This window comes from Plastoroseomonas arctica (assembly GCF_018128965.1).
Classification (GTDB): domain Bacteria; phylum Pseudomonadota; class Alphaproteobacteria; order Acetobacterales; family Acetobacteraceae; genus Plastoroseomonas; species Plastoroseomonas arctica.
In genome coordinates, this window is the sequence record NZ_JAAEDH010000017.1 from 68,947 (window position 1) to 88,005 (window position 19,059).

Annotated in this window: 20 protein-coding genes; 12 read left to right on the top strand and 8 right to left on the bottom strand. The window is 70.5% G+C overall.

Features of this window, described 5'->3' with window-relative positions; genetic code table 11:
- A complete protein-coding gene (gene hrcA, locus GXW79_RS14850; RefSeq protein ID WP_211875191.1) occupies window positions 1–1,077 on the bottom strand; it encodes a heat-inducible transcriptional repressor HrcA in 1,077 nt (358 codons plus the stop codon).
- Between the two features lie 305 nt (window positions 1,078–1,382).
- Entirely contained in the window at window positions 1,383–2,366 is a 984-nt protein-coding gene (locus tag GXW79_RS14855; protein ID WP_211875192.1) for a tripartite tricarboxylate transporter substrate-binding protein, read from the bottom strand.
- Window positions 2,367–2,447: 81 nt separating this feature from the next.
- Between GXW79_RS14855 and rph the strand changes: the two genes are divergently transcribed.
- From rph to GXW79_RS14895, 8 genes are all read left to right on the top strand, one after another.
- Window positions 2,448–3,164, top strand: coding sequence for a ribonuclease PH (gene rph / locus GXW79_RS14860; RefSeq protein ID WP_211875193.1), 717 nt, complete (start codon window positions 2,448–2,450; stop codon window positions 3,162–3,164).
- On the top strand, window positions 3,161–3,772 hold the full coding sequence (locus tag GXW79_RS14865) for a non-canonical purine NTP pyrophosphatase (RefSeq protein WP_211875194.1): 612 nt from the start codon (window positions 3,161–3,163) through the stop codon (window positions 3,770–3,772). Before rph ends, GXW79_RS14865 begins: the two co-directional genes overlap by 4 nt.
- Window positions 3,769–4,482 carry an alpha/beta fold hydrolase gene (locus GXW79_RS14870; protein ID WP_211875195.1) on the top strand — a complete coding sequence of 238 codons (714 nt, stop codon included), beginning with the start codon at window positions 3,769–3,771 and terminating at the stop codon, window positions 4,480–4,482. Before GXW79_RS14865 ends, GXW79_RS14870 begins: the two co-directional genes overlap by 4 nt.
- Window positions 4,483–4,598: 116 nt before the next feature.
- Window positions 4,599–5,561, top strand: coding sequence for a tripartite tricarboxylate transporter substrate-binding protein (locus GXW79_RS14875; RefSeq protein WP_211875196.1), 963 nt, complete (start codon window positions 4,599–4,601; stop codon window positions 5,559–5,561).
- A 61-nt stretch (window positions 5,562–5,622) separates the two neighbouring features.
- Entirely contained in the window at window positions 5,623–6,387 is a 765-nt protein-coding gene (modA, locus tag GXW79_RS14880; protein ID WP_211875197.1) for a molybdate ABC transporter substrate-binding protein, read from the top strand.
- Complete coding sequence (gene modB / locus GXW79_RS14885) at window positions 6,384–7,085, top strand: molybdate ABC transporter permease subunit (RefSeq protein ID WP_211875198.1); 702 nt, start codon at window positions 6,384–6,386, stop codon at window positions 7,083–7,085. Before modA ends, modB begins: the two co-directional genes overlap by 4 nt.
- The gene (gene modC, locus GXW79_RS14890) at window positions 7,085–8,179 is read left to right on the top strand and encodes a molybdenum ABC transporter ATP-binding protein (protein WP_211875199.1); all 1,095 of its coding nucleotides are present in this window, start codon (window positions 7,085–7,087) and stop codon (window positions 8,177–8,179) included. The genes modB and modC overlap by 1 nt, the downstream gene beginning before the upstream one ends.
- The gene (locus GXW79_RS14895; protein ID WP_211875200.1) at window positions 8,176–8,520 is read left to right on the top strand and encodes a winged helix-turn-helix domain-containing protein; all 345 of its coding nucleotides are present in this window, start codon (window positions 8,176–8,178) and stop codon (window positions 8,518–8,520) included. Before modC ends, GXW79_RS14895 begins: the two co-directional genes overlap by 4 nt.
- Here the strand turns inward: GXW79_RS14895 and GXW79_RS14900 are convergent.
- Genes GXW79_RS14900 through tcuA form a run of 4 tightly spaced genes read right to left on the bottom strand, consistent with a single transcriptional unit; the run spans window position 8,507 to window position 13,053 of the window.
- A complete protein-coding gene (locus tag GXW79_RS14900; RefSeq protein ID WP_211875201.1) occupies window positions 8,507–9,475 on the bottom strand; it encodes a hydroxyacid dehydrogenase in 969 nt (322 codons plus the stop codon). The two genes, GXW79_RS14895 and GXW79_RS14900, sit on opposite strands and share 14 nt — an antisense overlap.
- 5 nt (window positions 9,476–9,480) lie before the next feature.
- Window positions 9,481–10,569: an alpha/beta hydrolase gene (locus GXW79_RS14905; protein WP_211875202.1), complete on the bottom strand. Its 1,089-nt coding sequence runs from the start codon at window positions 10,567–10,569 to the stop codon at window positions 9,481–9,483.
- Window positions 10,566–11,669 carry a tricarballylate utilization 4Fe-4S protein TcuB gene (gene tcuB / locus GXW79_RS14910; protein WP_211875203.1) on the bottom strand — a complete coding sequence of 368 codons (1,104 nt, stop codon included), beginning with the start codon at window positions 11,667–11,669 and terminating at the stop codon, window positions 10,566–10,568. The genes GXW79_RS14905 and tcuB overlap by 4 nt, the downstream gene beginning before the upstream one ends.
- Complete coding sequence (tcuA, locus tag GXW79_RS14915; protein WP_281414740.1) at window positions 11,656–13,053, bottom strand: FAD-dependent tricarballylate dehydrogenase TcuA; 1,398 nt, start codon at window positions 13,051–13,053, stop codon at window positions 11,656–11,658. The genes tcuB and tcuA overlap by 14 nt, the downstream gene beginning before the upstream one ends.
- A gap of 115 nt (window positions 13,054–13,168) precedes the next feature.
- Here tcuA and GXW79_RS14920 point away from each other — a divergent pair, with 115 nt between their 5' ends.
- From GXW79_RS14920 to GXW79_RS14935, 4 genes are all read left to right on the top strand, one after another.
- Window positions 13,169–14,818, top strand: coding sequence for a GMC family oxidoreductase (locus GXW79_RS14920; protein WP_211875204.1), 1,650 nt, complete (start codon window positions 13,169–13,171; stop codon window positions 14,816–14,818).
- Between the two features lie 261 nt (window positions 14,819–15,079).
- Window positions 15,080–15,865 carry a DUF4394 domain-containing protein gene (locus GXW79_RS14925; RefSeq protein ID WP_211875205.1) on the top strand — a complete coding sequence of 262 codons (786 nt, stop codon included), beginning with the start codon at window positions 15,080–15,082 and terminating at the stop codon, window positions 15,863–15,865.
- Between the two features lie 84 nt (window positions 15,866–15,949).
- Window positions 15,950–16,471 carry a sigma-70 family RNA polymerase sigma factor gene (locus GXW79_RS14930; protein ID WP_246504020.1) on the top strand — a complete coding sequence of 174 codons (522 nt, stop codon included), beginning with the start codon at window positions 15,950–15,952 and terminating at the stop codon, window positions 16,469–16,471.
- Entirely contained in the window at window positions 16,468–17,163 is a 696-nt protein-coding gene (locus GXW79_RS14935) for an anti-sigma factor (RefSeq protein WP_211875207.1), read from the top strand. Before GXW79_RS14930 ends, GXW79_RS14935 begins: the two co-directional genes overlap by 4 nt.
- Before the next feature lie 21 nt (window positions 17,164–17,184).
- Here the strand turns inward: GXW79_RS14935 and GXW79_RS14940 are convergent, their stop codons facing one another.
- Window positions 17,185–17,763 (bottom strand): OmpA family protein, encoded by a 579-nt coding sequence (locus GXW79_RS14940; protein ID WP_211875208.1) that lies wholly within the window; start codon window positions 17,761–17,763, stop codon window positions 17,185–17,187.
- Window positions 17,760–18,977, bottom strand: coding sequence for a cupin domain-containing protein (locus GXW79_RS14945; RefSeq protein WP_246504021.1), 1,218 nt, complete (start codon window positions 18,975–18,977; stop codon window positions 17,760–17,762). Before GXW79_RS14945 ends, GXW79_RS14940 begins: the two co-directional genes overlap by 4 nt.
- Window positions 18,978–19,059: the final 82 nt, after the last annotated feature.

The window sequence follows — 19,059 nt, forward strand, 5'->3', positions numbered from 1 at the left end:
CTAACCCAGCAAGCGCCCAATGACACGTGCGGTGTAGTCCACCACCGGGATGACCCGGCCATAGTTGATCCGGGTCGGGCCGATGACGCCAATTGCGCCAACGATCTTTTCCTGGCCGTTGCGGAAGGGTGCGACGACCATCGACAGCCCCGTGCTGTCGAAAAGCCCGCTCTCCGCGCCGATGAAGATCTGCACGCCCTGGCCACGTTGGGCGAGTTCCAGCAGCCGCAGCATCGTCTCCTGCGATTCGAGCCGCTCGAACAGGCGGCGGATCTCGCTCACATGCGCGGCCTGGTCGAGGTTCTCCAGCAGGCGCGACTGTCCCCGCAGGATCAGGCTGCCGCCGCCGCCCCCCGTCCAGGTCCCCAGCCCAGCCTCGATCACCTGCTGGGTGAGGTCGTCGAGCGCAGTGCGGTTGTCGGCGATTTCCTGCGCCACCATTCCGCGCGCTTCCTCCAGCGTGCGGCCGGTCAGGCGCGCGTTGAGGTAGTTGCTCGCCTGCGTCAGCGCCGAGAGCGGCAGGCCGGGCGGAACTTCGATCACCCGATTCTCGACCTGGCCGCCCTCCTGCACCAGCACCACCAGGGCGCGCCCCGGGCCGAGAGCCACGAATTCGATGTGCCGCACCGCGTTTTCGGCATTCGGCGCGACGACCATCCCGGCGGCCCCGGCGAGGCCCGAGAGCATCTGCCCCGCCTCGCCCAGCGTTTCATGCAGGGACCGTCCGGAGGCGGCGCAGCGCACCGAGATTGCCTCGCGCTCGGCCTCCGAGAGGTCGCCGAATTCGAGCAGACCATCGACGAACAGCCGCAGGCCCCGCTCGGTCGGCAGCCGCCCGGCGGAGGTGTGCGGCGCATAGAGCAGCCCGGCATCCTCCAGATCCGCCATGGCGTTGCGGATGGTGGCGGGCGAGAGGTTGAGCGGCAGCCGGCGCGACAGGGTGCGCGAACCCACGGGTTCCCCGGTCTCGACATAGGTCTCGACAAGTTCGCGCAGGATGGAGGCGCTGCGGGTATCCAGACCGGGGCGGACCAGATGATCGGCCCCGATCACGCGGGCAAGGCGCGGATCGATCATGCGAACAAGCTAGGAACCACGGCCCGCAACGTCAATGCAATCATGCCGCCGTCGCGCGCGCACCGAGAGACCACCGCAGCCCGGCGAGCCAACCCAACGGAGTCGGCGCCCGCTATCGGGGCGCGCCCTCCGCGCAAAGCGCGATTCCGCCGCAGTCCTGCGAGCCAACCGGCGAAGCCAGCGCCCGCTACCGGGGTGCGCCCTTCGCGCACCGCGAGGCCGAATGGCCGAACGCCGCGAGTGCGGCGAGCCAAGCCGGCAGAGCCGGCGCCCGGCGCCTGAGGGCACAATATACGCGGACGCCCTTAGTCCGCGTAACTGTTCGCCGCGGTGATGATTGGGCGCCAGCGCGCCACCTCGGCCGCCAGGAAGCGCGTGTGGAAGGCCGGCGTCGCCTGCGTGTCGCTGGCCGGCGTCGTGACCATCTCGGCAAAGCGCGTCAGCAGACGCGGCTCCTTCAGCGCCGCGCGGATCGCGACCGCGAGTCGCTCCTGCACCTCCCCCGGCGTGCCAGCCGGCGCGTAGAGCCCGTGCCAGGTGCTCATGTCGATGGTGGGGAAGCCGGCCTCCCGCGTGGTGGGCAGTTCCAAACCGGGGACGCGCGCCTCGGTGGTGACGGCGTAGCCCTTGATGCGGTTGTCGCGCAGGAAGGCGAAGGTGTTGGTCGCCTGGTCGCAGAACACGTCGATGCGCCCGGCCATGACCTCGGTGATGGCGGGCGCGGAGCCGCGGAACACCACCGGCGTCATCGCCGTGCCGGCGGCGTGCTGCAGCAGCATCCCGCACAGGTGGTTCGCGGCCCCCAGGCCGGAATGGGCGAGATTGAGCGTATCGCCCTGCGCGCGGATCGCGGCCATCAGGCCGGCGAGGTCCGCGGCAGGGAAGTCGGGCTTGGTCACCAGCGTCATCGCGGCGTCGGAGACCAGGCCAAGCGGGGCGAAGCTGTCGGTCACGGAGTAGGTCAGGCGGCGATACAGCGTCGCGGTGCTGGCGTGGCCGATGTGGTGCGCCAGCAGCGCGTGCCCGTCGGGACGGGCCGAGGCGACGCGCTGCGCCGCGATGGTGCCGCCCGCACCCGTCACGTTCTCGACAACCACGGGCTGGCCGAGGTTCTGCGCCATGCCCTCGGCGACCAGGCGATTGATGATGTCGGTGGGCCCACCGGCGGCGAATGGCACCGTGATGGTGATGGCGCGCGACGGGAACGGCGCCTGGGCGATGGCGGGGGCGGCGAGCAGCGCGGGGGCGACAAGGACTGGGCTGGCCAGCAGGGCACGGCGGCGGAGCATGGGGAAGTTCCTCGGCTTGCTTGATTGCCCGCAGTGAGCCACACGGCCCCTGCCCTGCCAAGTTTCCAAAGGATCACACCCATGCGCCCTTCCGGCCGCGCCACCGATGCGCTGCGTTCCGTCTCGCTCGAACCCGGCGCGGCGCGCCATGCCGAGGGCTCCTGCCTGATCCGCATGGGCGTGACCGAGGTGCTGTGCACCGCGAGCGTCGAATCCCGCGTCCCACCCTTCCTGCGCGGCCAGGGTCAGGGCTGGGTCACCGCGGAGTACGGCATGCTGCCGCGCGCGACGCACACCCGCGGCGACCGCGAGGCAGCGCGCGGCAAGCAATCCGGTCGCACCCAGGAGATCCAGCGGCTGATCGGGCGCAGCCTGCGCGCCGTGACCGACCTCAAGGCGATGGGCGAGATGAGCGTGACGCTCGACTGCGACGTGCTGACGGCCGATGGTGGCACCCGCTGCGCGTCCATCACCGGCGCCTGGGTCGCGCTGCATCTCGCCTTCGAGCATTGCCGCAAGCAAAACATCATGAGCGTCAACCCGCTGCGCGACCAGGTGGCCGCGATTTCGTGCGGCATCTTCGAGGGCACGCCGGTGCTCGACCTCGACTATGCCGAGGACAGCAAGGCGGATGCGGACACCAACTTCGTCCTCACCGGCACGGGCGGCATCGTGGAGGTGCAGGCGACCGCCGAGGGCGCGCCCTTCACGGAGGATGCGCTGACCGCGCTGATGCGCCTTGCGCAGAAGGGCACGGCGGAGCTGTTCGCCGCCCAGCGCGTGGCGATCGGCGGATGAGCCGGCGGCTGGCGCGCGGCGAGGTGATCATCCTCGCCACGCACAATGCGGGGAAGCTGCGCGAGGTCGCGGCCCTGCTCGCGCCGCACGGGCTGGTGGCGGAAAGCGCGGGCGCGCGCGGCCTGCCCGAACCGGCCGAGACCGAGACGAGTTTCCTCGGCAATGCGCGGATCAAGGCGCTGGCCGCCGCGCGCGCGACGGGCCTGCCGGCGCTCGCCGACGACAGTGGGTTCTCCGCCGCTGCGCTGGATGGCGCGCCGGGCGTCTACACCGCCGATTGGGCGATGCGCCCGGATAGCACGCGCGACTATGCGGCCGCGATGGCGCTGGTCGCCGAGCGGGCGGCGGGCAGCGCGGATCGGGGCGCGTGGTTCAGTTGCGCGCTGGTGCTCGCCTGGCCCGATGGCCACACCGAGGATTTTCTGGGCGAGGTGCATGGCAGCTGGGTCTGGCCGCCGCGCGGCGCGCGAGGCTTCGGCTATGACCCGATGTTCATCCCCGAAGGCAGCGCCGAAACCTTTGGCGAGATGGCACCCGAGGCGAAGCACGCGATCAGCCATCGCGCGCGCGCCTTCGCGCTGCTGCGCGCGGCCTGCCTGCCGGAATGAGGTGGCTCGCCGCCCTGCTCGCGATGTTGTTCGCGGGCGCGGCGGCGGCGGTGACGCCGGATCCCTCCGTGCCGCAGCGTGGGGCTGCGGCGGCGGTGGGCGCCCTGGTCTGGTTGCATCCGAGCTATGGCGGCGATCACCCGCCGGAGGCACCGCCGTGGACGACGCGCCTTGTCGCGGCGGGGTGGGATCTGTGGCGCCTGGATCGCACCGGCCCGGGCGACCCCTTGGATGGGGGCGCGCAGCGGCTTGCGGCGGGCAGCACGGCGTTGCGCGCGCAGGGCTATCGGCGGGTGCTGCTGGTGGGCGACAGCCGGGGCGCGTTCATCGCGCTGCTTGCGCTCGCGGTGCCGGGCGTGGCGGATGGCGTGGTGCTGACGGCGCCGGCCGCGCATGGACGGTCCGAGACAAGGCGGGCGCAGGCGCTGGAGGATTTCGGCTCGGCGTTGGCGGCGGCAGCGTTGCCGGCCTCCGCGCGGATGGCGCTGGTGCTGTTCGCGGACGATGCCTGGGACCCGAACCCGGCCGCGCGGGCCTCAATGTTCCGCGCCGCGGTCGCGCGCATGGGCATCGCCGGCAGGCTGATCGACCGCCCGGCTTCGCCGCGCGGCCATGATGCGGCTTCGGGTGCCCTCTTCGACCGCCTGTTCGGCGCCTGCCTGGCCGCCTTCATTGACCCTGAGCGCTTCCCGCCCGCATCCTGCCCTTGATCGGGCGTACCGCCCTCCCGGCCGGTACCCATCGATGAAAAATAAAAGAATGGGCGCAAACGTATACGTTTGCGGGGGAAATTCTTTTCCCCGCTCTTTCTTCCTGGGAGGGAAGCATGAAGATTTCTCGTCGCGTGGCGCTGTCCGCGCCATTCCTGCTGCCGTCGGTCGCGCGTGCGCAGCCTGCCTTCCCGCAGCGCCCGGTGCGCATGATCGTCCCCTACACGCCGGGCGGTGTCTCCGACATCACCGCGCGCCTGATGTCCGAGCCGCTTGCCGCGCTCTGGGGCCAGCCTGTGCCGGTGGAGAATCGCGCGGGTGCGGATGGCGTGATCGGCACGGATGCCATTGCGAAGGCGGCGCCCGACGGCCACACGCTGGGCCTAGTGTCGGTGGCGCATCCGGTGAATGCGGCCTTCTATCGCCTGCCCTTTGACTCCATCCGCGACTTCACCTTCATCACGCAGACCAGCTCGACCCCGCTGGTCCTTTGCGCGCCGCCATCCTTCGCGCCGAACACGCCGGAGGAGCTGGTGGAATATGCGCGGGCCCACCCGGGTGTGACCTTCGCGGGCACGGGGGGCGTGGTGCGGCTGGCCCCGGTGCTGTTCGCGCAGCGGACGAACACGCGGCTGGAATACGTGCCTTATCGCGGTTCCAGCCAGGCGCATCCGGACCTCATCGCCGGCCGGGTGAACATCATGTTTGACACGGTACCGGCCGCACTCGGCCACATCCGGTCCGGCGCGCTGAAGGCGATCGCGACCACGGGGGGGCGGCGATCGGCGCAGCTGCCTGAAGTGCCGACGCTGGGCGAGGCGTTGCTGCCGGGGTTCGAGGCGTCGACTTGGGGCATGGTGATCGCGCCGGCGGGGCTGCCCGCGCCGGTGCTGGCCAAGCTGCACGCGGATTGCGTGGCGGCGATGGCGAATGCGGTGGTGGTGGACCGGCATCGCACGCTGGGTGCGGACATCGTGACCTCGGAGCCGGATGCGCTGCGCAGCTTCGTGCAGGCGGAGCTGACGAAGTGGGGCGAAGCGGCGCGGGCCGCCGGGGTGGAGCTGCAGAACGCCCGCTGATGGACGTGGGCGGGGACGGGCGCTATGTCTGGCGGGACATAACGCATGGAGAGCCCGTCCGATGCGCCGTTGGTTGCCCTTGCTGCTACTGTTGCTGTTGCTGGCCACGCCCGCCTGGGCGCAGGCAAGCCCCACCGTTTTCGCTGCCGCCAGCCTGACCGACGCGCTGCGCGCGCTGTCGGAAGCATGGCAGGCGCGCGGGCATCCGGCGCCGCGGCTCTCCTTCGCGGCGTCTTCCGCGCTCGCGCGTCAGATCGAGCAGGGCGCGCCGGCGGATCTGTTCCTCAGCGCCGACGAGCCGTGGATGGACTACGTCGCCGAGCGCGGTCTGATCGAGACGGCCTCGCGCGTCAGCCCGATCGGGAATGCGCTGGTGGTGATCGCCCCGCGCGGCGGCCAGGCGCCGGTCACGATCGCGCGCGGTGTGGATTTCGCGGCGATGCTGGGCGCGCGCGGGCGGCTCGCGACGGGTGACCCCGCGCATGTGCCGGCCGGACGCTATGCGCAGGCGGCGCTGGAATGGCTCGGCCAATGGGATGCGGTGATGCCGCGCCTCGCACGCGCCGAAAATGTGCGCGCCGCGCTGCTGCTGGTCGAACGCGGCGAGGCGCCGCTCGGCATCGTCTACGGCACCGATGCGGCCGCGAGCACGGCGGTGCAGGTGGTCGGCGCCTTCCCCGCCGAGAGCCACACGCCGATCACCTACCCCTTCGCGTTGACGCGCGGCGGTGCGGCCAATGCCGAGGCGCGCGCGCTGCTCGGCTTCATCGCGGGGCCGGAGAGTGCCGCGGTCTGGCAGCGCCACGGATTCTCCCTCGCGCGATGATGGGCGGCTGGCTGAGCGCGGAGGAATACCAGGCGCTGCGCCTCAGCCTCGATGTCGCGACGCGCTCGGTCGCGCTGTCGCTGGTGCCCGCGGTGCTGGTCGCACTCGCGCTCGCGCGCGGGCGGTTCCCGGGGCGGGTGGTGCTCGATGCGGTGGTGCTGCTGCCGCTGGTGGTCCCGCCGGTGGTGGTGGGCTGGGCGCTGCTGATGCTGTTCGGCGTGCGCGGCCCTATCGGGGCGCCGCTGCATGACTGGTTCGGCGTGCGCCTGGTCTTCACCACCGAGGGCGCGGCGCTGGCAACCGCGGTGATGTCCTTCCCGCTGATCGTGCGCAGCGTGCGCCTGGGGATCGAGGGCGTGGATGCGGGGCTCGAGGCCGCGGCCAGTACGCTGGGCGCGGGACCGTTCGACCGGTTCTTCTGCGTCACGCTGCCGCTGATGTCGCCGGGCATCCTGGCCGGCGCGGTGACCGCCTTCGCGGCGGGGCTGGGCGAGTTCGGCGCGGTCATCACCTTCGCGTCCAACATTCCCGGCGAGACGCAGACCCTGCCGCTGGCCATCTACAGCGCGACGCAGACGCCGGGCGGCGAGGGCACGGCGGCGCGGCTGGCGGCGCTGTCCTTCTGCCTCGCGATGGGCGGGCTGCTGCTTGCGGAATTCATCGCGCGGCGGATGCGCCGGGGGCTCGCCGGCGCCTGATGCTTGAGGTCGATCTCGCGCATCGCTATGGGGCGGAGGGTTTCGCGCTCGACGTCGCGTTCACCGCGCCGGCGGATGGCGTGACGGCGCTGTTCGGCCCCTCGGGTTCGGGAAAAAGCAGCGTGCTCGCGGCGATCGCGGGACTGCTGCGGCCGGATCGTGGGCGGGTGGTGCTGGGCGGTGCGGCGATGCTCGACACGCAGCGCGGCGTGGCGCTGGCGCCGGAGGCGAGGCGGTGCGGGGTGGTGTTCCAGGATGCACGGCTGTTCCCGCATATGAGTGTGGCGACCAACCTCCGCTTCGGGCTGCGCCGCGCGCCGGCGGGCGCGATGGGGCCGGGTTTTGAGGAGGTGGTGGCGCTGCTGGGCATCGAGGCCCTGCTCGCCCGGCGACCGGCGAAACTCTCAGGCGGGGAGCGCCAGCGCGTGGCACTCGGGCGGGCGCTGCTATCGCGTCCGCGCATGCTGCTGATGGATGAGCCGCTCGCCGCCCTCGACGCCGCGCGCCGCGCGGAGGTGCTGCCCTTCATCGCGCGGCTGCGCGACGCGGCCCGGATCCCCATCCTGTACGTGACGCATGCGCTGGATGAGGTGGATGCGCTTGCCGACCGCATGGTGCTGATGGAGGACGGGCGCGTGCGCGCGGCCGATACGGTGGAGGCCATCGCCGCGCGCACCGACCTGCCGCTCGCCGCGCGGCGCGATGCGGGGGTGCTGCTGCCCTGCCAAGTGGCGGCGCATGACGGGGCGCGCGGCCTGACGCGGCTGGATTTCGCCGGCGGCGCGCTGCTGGTGCCGATGCGCGGGGATGCGGTGGGCACGGCGCTGCGGCTGCGCCTGAGGGCGCGCGACGTCGCCGTGGCGCTGTCGCGGCCGGAGGGGGTTTCCATGCAGAACATCCTGCCCGCCACGCTTGCGTCCATCAGCGAGACGGGGGCGCCGCATGAGGTGTTCCTCCGCCTCGCGGTGGGGCCTTCGGTGCTTCTCGCGCGCGTCACGCGCGACAGCGTGGCGCGGTTGGGCCTCGCGCCTGGGATGGAGATCTGGGCCCTGGTGAAATCGGTGACCTTTGATCGCACGGAGCTCGGCCGATGAGCGTGGGACGGCTGAGCCTGCGCATCGACCTGCCGCAGGGTCGCATCGGTCCGGGCAAGATCGCGCTGTTGGAGGCGATCGCTCGCGAGGGATCGATCTCGGCGGCGGCGCGCGCGCAGGCGATGAGCTATCGCCGTGCCTGGGCGCTGGTGGAGTCCATCGGCGAGGTGCTGGGCGAGCCGGGGGTGACCGCCAGCCCTGGCGGCGCGGGCGGCGGCGGCGCGGTGCTGACCGCGGCCGGGCGCAAGCTGGTGGCGGATTACCGCGCGATCGAGCGCGCGGCCGAACGCGTCGCGGCGCGGCGGCTTTCGGCCTTGGCCTCGCGCCTCAGCGCAGGCTGATCAGCGCGCGCGGATCGGACTCGCGCCCTTCGATGACATCCAGCGCGGTGCGCAGCACGATCAGCCCGACGCGGTCGATCGCCGCACGCGTGCTTGCGCCGGAATGCGGAGTCGCGACCAGGTTCTTCAGCCCCCAAAGTGGGCTGTCGGGCGGCGGCGGTTCCTGCTCGAAGGTGTCGAGACCCGCGCCGCCGAGCGGCCCGTCGCGCAGCGCCGCGGCCAGCGCCCGCTCATCGACCAGGCCGCCGCGGGCGGTGTTGATGAGGAAGGATCCCGGCCGCATCTGCGCAAACGCATCCGCATTCATCATGTGCGCGGTCGCCGGCGTCAGCGGGCAGTGCAGGCTGACGATGTCGCTGGCGGCGAGCAGCGCCGCAAGGTGCGGCACGCGGGTCGCGCCGGGCGGCATCTGCGCATCGGGTGCCTTCTTGGGGTCGAGGATCAGCACCGGCATGCGCAGCGGTGCGACCATCGCGATCAGCGCGCGCGCGATGTCGCCCAGGCCGACGATGCCGAGCGTGCGGCCCTGCAGCTCCACGCCGTTCGGATAAGGCTTGTCCCAATGGCCGGCACGCACGCGGCCATCGAGCCAGGGGATGGCGCGCGCCACCGCGAACATCAGCCCGAAGGCGAGTTCCGCGACCGACTGGCTATTGGCACCGCGCGCGATATAGACGGGAACGCCGTGCTTCCTCGACGCCACGAGGTCGATGTTCTCGTACCCAACGCCGTGCCGCACGATGACGCGAAGGCGTGGCGAGGCGGTGATGACCTGCTCGTCGATCTGGCATTGGCGGACGATGATCGCATCCACCTGCTCGGCCGCGGCGATGGCGGCGGCCTCGGCCGAGGGCGTGTAGGCGGGAATGGCGACCAGGCGCACGCCGCGCGCCTCGGCTTCGGCGCGGGCCTCGGGCGACAGCGTCGGGCCGGTGATCAGCATGGTGATGGGCATGCGGTTCAGCCCGCCGCGAGCAAGGTGAGCAGCATGGCGACGGTCGCTTCGGGCTGTTCCTGCTGCACCCAGTGGCCGGCGCCGGGGATGAGCTGGATCTCGCCCATGTGCGGGCAGGCCGCGCGCATCTTCGCCAGTGCGCCGGGCACCTGCTGCACGCCCCAGTCGGACGCGCCGGAGAAGAAGATGGCGGGCACGTCGATGGTCTTGCCGGCGAAGATTTCCTGCTCGGCCTGGAATCGGCCGGTGGTGCGGGTGCGGTACCATTGCAGCCCGCCCTGGAAGCCGGTGCGCGCGTATTCGGCGGCATAGACGGCGAGTTCCGCATCGGTGAGCCAGGGGGATTCGCCGGGCGGCATCGCCTCGGCCACGGCGTCTGGCATCGAGTGGGCCGCATCCATGATGTAGTAGGTCGGCATCTGCGCCAGCGCCTCGGCATTCCATCCCGGCAGCGGGTGCGGCGTGTTGCCGGGCCAATCCGCGGATTTGTGATGGTAGTAGGCGCGCAGGAAGGCGTGCAGGCCATCGGGCGCGTTCATCATGTCGGCGGTCGCGTGCCGCTCGGAGTAGTACCACTGGTAGTGCTTGCGCGGGCGCGGCAGGGCCGCGAGTGCAGCGTGGATGTCGGGCACGGCGCCGGGTTTCGGCAGCGCTGGCGCGCCGGCAAACGGAGAGCTCATCAGCGCCATACGAGTGAAGATGTCGGGGCGCAGCATGGTGCACCAGGCGGCGACCGGTGAGCCGAAATCATGGCCCACCACCGCCTCGACCTTCGCCACACCGCAGGCGTCGAGCACGCCGATCGCGTCGCGCACCAGGTTGAAGACGCGGAACGGCGAAAGGTCGCCGTCGTAATCGTCGCTCCAGCCGGTGGTGCGGCCATAGCCGCGCTGGTCGGGGGCGATGACGTGGTAGCCGGCCGCCGCCAGCGCTGGCATCACCTTGCGCCAGGAATAGGCGAGCTCCGGAAAGCCGTGCAGCATCAGCAGCGCGGGGTTGCCCGGTTGCCCCGCCTCCAGCACATGCACGCGCAGGCCATTGATGCCATCGAGGTAACGAGCGCGGATGCCTTCGGGCAGCGGCAAGGCGTTCACGCCGAAGCGGCTTTCACCGCGCGGACCTCGCGCGCGTTGCGCAGTAGAGCGAGGCCGCGATACACGCCGTGCACCATCTTCGAATAGGGCAGTGCCAGGAACAGCGCGAGCACCAGGCCGAGATGGATCGCGAGCATCACGCCCATGGCACCCGTGTGCCGGATGGCAAGCAGCAGCAGCCCGGTGGACCCCACCAGGAACAGCAGGCTCAGCATCGCGTATTCGCCGCCCACCGCCTGCTGCGCGACGGGGACAGGGTCGGTCACGATTTTCAGGCGGATCAGTCCGGCGGTGCCGATGCAGAGCAGCAGCCCCCCCCAGAAACCCAGCTGCACCGGCAGGGAGAAGAAGGCATGCGGCGAGCGCAGGCCCAGGATGTGGTGGAAGATCGCGCCACTGGTCGTCGCAGCGAAGCACAGCATGAAGCCGTAGAACATCGCGTGGTGCAGCCAGCGCTTCTGGCCGGTGAAGCCGTCATCGACGTCGTTGCAGCCGTGGCCGCCGCCGCCGAGATTGCGCAGCGTCAGGATGCTCACACCTGCATCGATCGCGGGTGCCACGGTGATTGGGCCACCAGCGGTGGCGCGCCAGTAGCGCAGCGCACCCATGGCGGTGGCAAAGCCCGCATAAAGGAAGGCGGCACCCGCTATTCCCGTCATCAGCCACATGGGGATCACGCGGAAGAAGGCGCCCTGCCCCGTCTGGGCGGTGTAGAGGATGGCGGGGTCGCCGAACGCCATCACCCCGATCAGCACCAGCGCGATGGCGAGTGCCGCAGCCAGCGACAGCAGCGTGCCGTTGCGCGCGAAGACGCGCCCCATCGCCGGCGGCCACGCGTATTCTGCGTAGGATTCCAGCCGCAGCGTTGCGAAGGTCGCCGGGATGTTCACGCCGAACTGGTGCGGCGGCGCATACTGGCACGCATGGTAGCAGCCCTTGCAGCCATGGCAGAGATTGGCCAGGTGCGTGAGGTCGCCGGCGGTGAAGTCGCGACGCATCGCCATGGCCGGGAACACCGCGCAATAGCCCTCGCAGTAGCGGCAGGAATTGCAGATCTCCATCTGCCGGCGGGCATCGGTGGTGGTCTCAGTTTCTTGCATGGCGCGCGGCCTCCTCGCCGGCGAGCCGCCCGAAGACGGTGCCGATCGTCATCCCGAACCCGGCCAGATAGCCCTGGCCCAGAATATTGCCAGCCATGATCTCGCCCGAGGCGAAGAGATTGGCCGAGGGCTTGCCGTCCGCCATCATCACCCGCGCGCGATCATTCACCTTCACGCCGAGGAAGGTGAAGGTAATCCCCGGCCGCAGTGGGTGGCCGTAGAAGGGCGGAGTATCGATGCGCCGCGCCCAATGGCTCTTGGGCGGCATCAGCCCTTCTGTGCGGCAGTCGTCGGGTTTCTGCGGCGTGAAGGTGCCGGGGCGGACGGCTGCGTTGTACTCGGCCACGACCTTCTCCAGCTTGCCGGCGTCGAGACCCAGCTTGCCCGCGAGTTCGCTGATGGTGTCCGCCTGCTCCGGCGGGAAGACGCTGGGCAGGTAGTTGTGCAGCGCCTGGCTGTCCGTGATGGCGAAGGCGCTCTGACCCGGCTGCTGCGCGATCAGCCTTCCCCAGATGGCGTAGCGCTTCGGCCAGACATCCTCGCCCTCATCGTAGAAGCGCTCGACGTCGCGGTTCACGGCGATGGCGAAGGGCACGCAATCGAGGCGCATGGCGAGGCCACCATCCTCCATCGGTGCGCGCGCATCGTTCGCCACCGCGTGGAACTGCGTCGGGTCGCCCACCTGCTGGATGCCCTGCGCGAGCAAATCCTTGAGGATGGTGCCCTGCGCATAGGGCGTGCCGCGGATCTGGAAGTTGTCGGCCGCGTCGCCCCAATACTCGCGCAGCCATTCGCGGTTCGCCTGGAAGCCGCCAGACGAGGCGATGAAGCACTTGCCGCGCACCCGCGCCGGAAAGCCGCGATGGGTGATCTGCGCCTCGGTGGCGAAGCCGTCCTCCACCGCGATGTGCCGCACCTCGGAATCGTAGATGATCGCGATGCCGAGCTTTTCCGCGGTGCGGTACATCGCGTTCACCAGCGCCTTGCCGCCGCCGAGGAAGAAGGCGTTGGTGCGGCTCAGCGACAATGTGCCCGACAACGAGGGCTGGAACACGACGCCGCAATCGCGCAGGAATCCCGGCGCGAATTGCGAGGCGCGGATCGTCATGCGGGCGAGGGGTTCATCGGTGCGGCCGCCGGTGACGCGCAGCAAATCGTCCCAGTATTCTTCTTCCAGGTAGCTCTCGGTCAGCACGTCGGTCGGTGCGGGGTGCAGCGCGCGCAGGTTGCGGGTGTGGCGGGAATTGCCGCCGCGCATGGATCTGGGCGCGTGCTCGATCAGCAGGACGGAGGCGCCGGCGCGCCGGGCGGTGATCGCGGCGCTCAACGCGGCATTGCCGCCCCCCACCACCACCACGTCATACAGCGCATCCAGATCCGCCATGCATCATCCCCTGCCCTGCGTGATATTTCACCGGTGCCGTGGATTGTCCAGGCGGCTGGGCTTTGCACAGGCGCGCCTTCGCGCCACCATGGCTTAAAGACGAGGGGAAGACGCCATGGCATCGGACGTCGAACAGTTCGATTACGTGATCGTGGGTGCAGGCGCCGCCGGTTGCGTGCTGGCGAACCGGCTCAGCGAGGATGCCAGCGTCACGGTCTGCGTCCTTGAATCCGGCCCACCCGACCGCAACCCCTTCATCCACATTCCCGCCGGCTTCATCAAGACGCTGTTCGACCCCGGCGTGACCTGGCAGTTCAAGACCGAGCCCACCCAGAACACCGGCGGCCGCGCGATCGCGACGACGCAGGGTCGCACACTCGGCGGGTCCAGCTCGATCAACGGGCTGATCTACAATCGCGGCCAGCCCGATGACCTCAACGGCTGGGCGCAGCGCGGCAATCGCGGCTGGGGCTATGCCGACATGCTGCCCTATTTCCTCCGCACCGAACGCCGCATCGGCTTCGGCGAGGCCGGGATCCGCGGCCGCGAGGGCAAGCTGCCGGTCACCGACATGGACTGGTTCCACCCGCTATCGGAAGCCTTCATCGCCAGCGCCATCGCCGCGGGCATTCCGCGCAACCCGGACTACAACAGCGGCGACCAGGCGGGCGTGGGCTACTACCAGCGCCTGATCGAGAAGGGCCGCCGGGTGAGTGCGGCGCGCGCCTTTCTCAAGCCCGTGATGGACCGGCGCAACCTCGAAGTCCGCACCCATGCGCGCGCCGAGGCGGTGCTGCTTGAGGGCAAGCGCGCCGTGGGCATCCGCTATCGCCATGACGTGGATCGCGGCGCCGCGCCGCGCGTGGTGCGCGCGCGGCGCGAGGTGATCCTCTCGGCCGGTACCGTGAACACCGCGCGGCTGCTGCAGGTCTCCGGCATCGGGCCGGCCGAGCTGCTCGGGGAGATCGGCGTTCCGGTGCTGCATGAACTCCCCGGCGTGGGCGCGAATTTCCGCGACCATTACGCGGTGCGCTTCGTGATGCGCGCGAAGCCCGGCGTGAAATCGCTCAACGAACTCTCCAGGGGACTGAACCTCGGCGCGCAGATCGCGCGTTGGGCACTGCGCAAGCCCTCCATCCTCGCGACGAGCCCGTCGCACGTGCACGTGTTCTGGAACGGCGCGAACGACCCCAAGGCGCCGCCCGACGTACAATGCGTCTTCACGCCGGGCAGCTATGCCGAGGGCAAGGTCTATGTGCTCGACGATTACCCGGGCGTGACCGCCGGCGCCTGGCAGCATCGCCCGCAGAGCCATGGACACGTGAAGGCACGCTCTGCGGATGTGTTCGTCGACCCCTCGATCAATCCGAACTACCTGAGCGATCCGCTCGACTGGCCGGTGCTGCTGGGGGGCATGAAGCTGATCCGCGGGCTGCTGCACCGCCCCGAGATCGGCGCCTATCTCGACGGTGAATCGCTGCCCGGCGACGCGGTGCAGGGTGAGGACGAACTGCGCGACTACGCCCGGCGCAACGGCTCCACCACCTACCACCTGATCGGCACCGCGAAGATGGGACCGGCGAGTGATCCCATGGCGGTGGTCGACGATACGCTGTGCGTGCACGGCCTCGCGGGGCTGCGGGTCGCCGATGCGTCGATCATGCCGGCCATGGTCTCGGCGAACACCTACGCGACGACACTCGCGATTGCGGAGAAGGCCGCGGACATGGTGCGCGGGCGGGCGCCGGCGTCGATGGCGGCATGAGAATAGGGGGAAATGAATTTCCCCCAAACCCCCTTTCTTTTTCTTTTGATTCCTTGGTTTCCGTTCGAAGGTCGCACCAGCCTTGCCAAGGCGGTGTTGACGGCGCGGACGGACCAATTCATGAAAAATAGTGGAAAGGGGGTCTGGGGGAAATTCATTTCCGCCATGCTTTTCACCACCATTCCTGCATCCACACCGCACTCCGACCCGTAACTCCCGCAGCGACCCCGTCCGGGCTCGCGCCAATCGGGAGACCATCTCATGCAGGCTTACGTTCGCGCGCCGCTGCTGGCCGCTGCCATCCTCGCCTCCGCCGGCGTCGCCGCCGAAGCGCAGACGCTGGTCGGCCTCACCGCCGACAACCATCTCGTGCGCATCGACGCCACCACCCGCCGCGCCTCCGCGCCGGTGCGCGTGACGGGCGCCGAAGGCCGCCTGCTCGGCATCGACGTGCGTCCCTCCAACGGCATGCTCTACGGCCTGACGGATGCGAACCAGATCGTCACCATCGACGCCGCGACCGGTCGTGCGACGCAGGTGAGCCGCCTGTCCACGCCCTTCACCTCGGGTGGCCGCGCCGTGGTCGACTTCAACCCGGTCGCCGACCGCATGCGCCTGATGGGTGCCTCGGGGATGAACTTCCGCATCAATGTGGACACCGGCGCAGTGACCACCGACGGTACGCTGAAGTATGCCGACGGCGCGCCGCAGGCCGGCACCACGCCGCGCATCGTCGCCGGCGCCTACACCAACTCCATGGCGGGCGCGACCGCAACGGCGCTCTACACCTTCGACACGCTGCTGCGCAGCTACAACCTGCAGGCGCCGCCGAATGACGGCATCCAGGCGCCCCGCGGCACGCTGCCCGATCTTCCCGCCGGCGTCGCCTTCGACATCCTCTCCGATGGCGCGGGCGCCAACATGGGCTACCTGCTCGCGGGCAACACGCTGCACAGCGTCGCGCTCGAGACCGGCGCCCCGACCGCGCTGGGTGCGGTGACCGGCCTGCCGCAGTCCGAGATCATCGACATTGCCGCGATGCGGTAAGGCGGCGCGCTGAAGCAGGGGCGCTGACCCCTGGCAGGCGTCTCGCTTCTTCGCTACTTAACCTCCGTGGAAAGCGAGACCCCCTTGTCCGAACTGATCCTGCTGGTCGCCGATGGCGACCGGCGCGCGCTGCGGAGTATCTACCAGCGCGAATCGACAAGGCTGTTCGGCATCGCGAATGCGGTCCTGCGTGATCGCGATGCCGCCGCCGACGCGGTGCACGATGCCTTCGTGCGCATCGCCGCCCGCGCCGGCCAGTACGACCAGACGCGCGGCGTCGCATCCGCTTGGCTGGGTGCGATCGTCCGCTACGCCGCACTCGACATCGCCCGTGCGCGGGGGCGCGAAATTCCTTCCGATGATCCGGCCCTGGGCGACAGCGCGATCGCGCCCGAGGCGATCGAGTTGCTCGACGCCAAGGCCGAGGGTGCGCGGCTGCGCGCCTGCCTGCTCACGCTCGAGGAGCGCATCCGCAACGGCATTCTCCTCGCCTTCGTGCACGGGCTTTCCCATGCCGAGGTGGCGGCCAAGCTCGGCGAGCCGCTGGGCACCGTGAAATCCTGGATCCGCCGCGGCCTGCTGCGCCTGCGGGAGTGCCTCGCATGAGCGCCACAGCCATGACGCCCGAGGAACGCCAGGCGCTCGCCGCCGAATACGTGCTCGGCACGCTCGACGCCGCGACCGTGCGCATGGTCGCGCTCGCCGCCGCGCTCGACCCGGTGCTCGCCGACGAGATTGCCGACTGGGAAATGGCGCTGGCGCCGTTGCAGGACCTGGCGACGCCGGAAGCGCCGCCGCCCGAGTTGTGGGACCGCATCGCCGGCACGCTCGAGCCGGCGGCCGCGCCGCTCCCCGCCCGGCGCAAGGCATCCTGGTTCTGGCCGGCCTGGAGCTTTGGCGCGACCGTGGTCGCCGGCAGCCTCGCCGCCATTCTGCTGGTCCGTCCGCCCGCTCCGGCGGAGCGCATGATGACCGTGCTGCTGTCCAGCCGCGACCAGCCGGCCTGGGTGGTGGAGGCCGACCGCGCCGGGCTGCGCCTGGCCGCGCTGAACCCACGCGCTGCGCCGGCCGACCGCGCCATGCAGCTCTGGGCGTTGCCGCAGGGGGCGACGGCGCCGACCTCTCTCGGGCTGATCCCGCGAGAATCGGGCGAGGTGCGCGTGTCGGCCAGCCAGATTCGGCCGGAGCCCGGCATGCTGATCGAGATCACGCTGGAGCCGCCGGGCGGCTCGCCCACCGGGCGGCCGACCGGCCCGGTGCTGTTCATTGGCAGGCTCTCCCCCGCGACCGGGACCTGAGGCGCGGCCGCAGGGCTGGTGCTACTCGGGGCGTCGATCCGGCGTGGTGGATTGGGGCGCGGCGTCGCGGGCGCCGGGCTCAGCGGCAGGCGCGGGCGTTGTTGCCGGTTCAGGCGCACGCTCGCGAACCGGTTCGGGCGTACGCTCGCGTGACGGCTCGGGCCCACGCTCGCGCGCGCCAGGCAGCACCACGATCGACACGCTGCGGGTGCGCGGAATATCGGCGCGCGCCGCGGGGCTGAAATTGGCGCCGCGCGCCTCCGCCCTGATCCGCTCGCGCGCGATGCCGCGTTCCGCCAGCACCCGCGCCACCTCCCGCGCCCGCGCCGCGGCGAGCGTGGTGGTCGTCTGCGCGCCGCCCTCCGCACCGGCGTGGCCGAGCACGCAGACGTTGCGATCCGTATCGGCGGTGGCGAGTTCGGCGGCCGCCGCGAGCAGGCTGCGCGCCGCATCGGTCACCCCCGAGCGCCCCGGGGCGAAGGGGATGGTGAAGACATCATCCTCCAGCCGCTCGGCGCCGATGCAGTTGAAGGCGCGCGGCTGCCCAAGCGACGGCAGCGCGGCGAGTGCGAGGAAAACCGTCAGGATCGAACGCGTCATACAACCACCACAATGCCGGCCTCGGTAAGCTTCGATAGAAGAACGGGCGCGGCGACCGCGGGGTGCGCGGCGGCGAGTTCGGCCTCCGTCACATCGGCGCGACCGAGCAGCCAGCCCGCTGCCTCGGCCTCCGCCGCCGAGAGCGGCACCGCGCCGGCGCTGCCCTTGAGCGCGAATTCCGCACCGCGCCGCACCGGCTTCGCGCCACGATCCACCACCCGGTAGCTCGGCGCCTCGGCATCGGTCGCACCCGCGGCCGCCGGTGCGGCGAGGCCGCGGGCGGCGAGCAGGTCGTGCCCGCCGCGCTGAAAGCGGTAGCCCGCCACGAAATTCTCCAGCACGCCCATCACCTTGGGGTCGCGGCACAACTCGCCCAGCCGCTGGCCGAGCAGCGCCGCCCGGTTCGTCAGCGCAAATTTTTGGGCTGCGGTGCCGTCCTGGCGCGGCAGCGGCTTGCGGAACTCGGCGTCGTAGAGCACCCGCTCGACCAGTATGTTGAGGAAATCCATTCCCAGCGGGGCATGCACACCATAGGCGACGTGGACCGACGCCTCCGACAGCGTCATCGCGTCATGATACCAGCCGCGCGGCAGGTACAGCAGGTCACCCGGTTTCAGCACGATGGTGGCCAGCAGCTTGCCCTTGGCGGCGTCGTGATGCGCCTGCGGCTGGCCACGGAAGGCCGGGTGGCTGATCGGCCATTCGGCGCGGCCTTCCCAGACGTACCAGGTTTTCTCGCCCTCGATCTGCACGGCCCAGACGTCATGCGTGTCGTAATGCGAGGCGAAGGCCTTGTGCGCCTGCCAGGAGACATAGACGTTGGCCTGGGACTTCCCCAGGCCCGCGCCCTCCAGCGCATCGCTCACCGCGGCAAGGCCGGGTGTGAGGCTGTCGACATCGTTCAGCACCAGGCTGGCACCGCGCCTTATCCACTCGCGCATCCGGGCAGGGTCGGGCTGCAGCACGGCCTGCTGGTCGCGCGAAGTGGCGCGGGTGCTGTATTGCGCGGCCGGAACCGGGGCGCCGTCGAGCACCATCTTGAGGCTCTGCTCGCTCCAGATATGGGTCATGTCGAGCAGCCGGTTGAGGTGCCGCCAGGACAGCACCTGCGCGAACTTCGCCGCCCCCCCCGGAACATGGAGGGGCTTCCGGTCGAAATACTCCGCGAAGAAGGTTTCGGGCGTGATCGGCGCCAGGAGCTCGTCCAGGGTCATGGCAATAACCTCAATGCAATACATCGCATCGTAGAGGTTTCACGCACAGGAACCAGCCCAAGGCTTGCCATCCGGCGGGCTT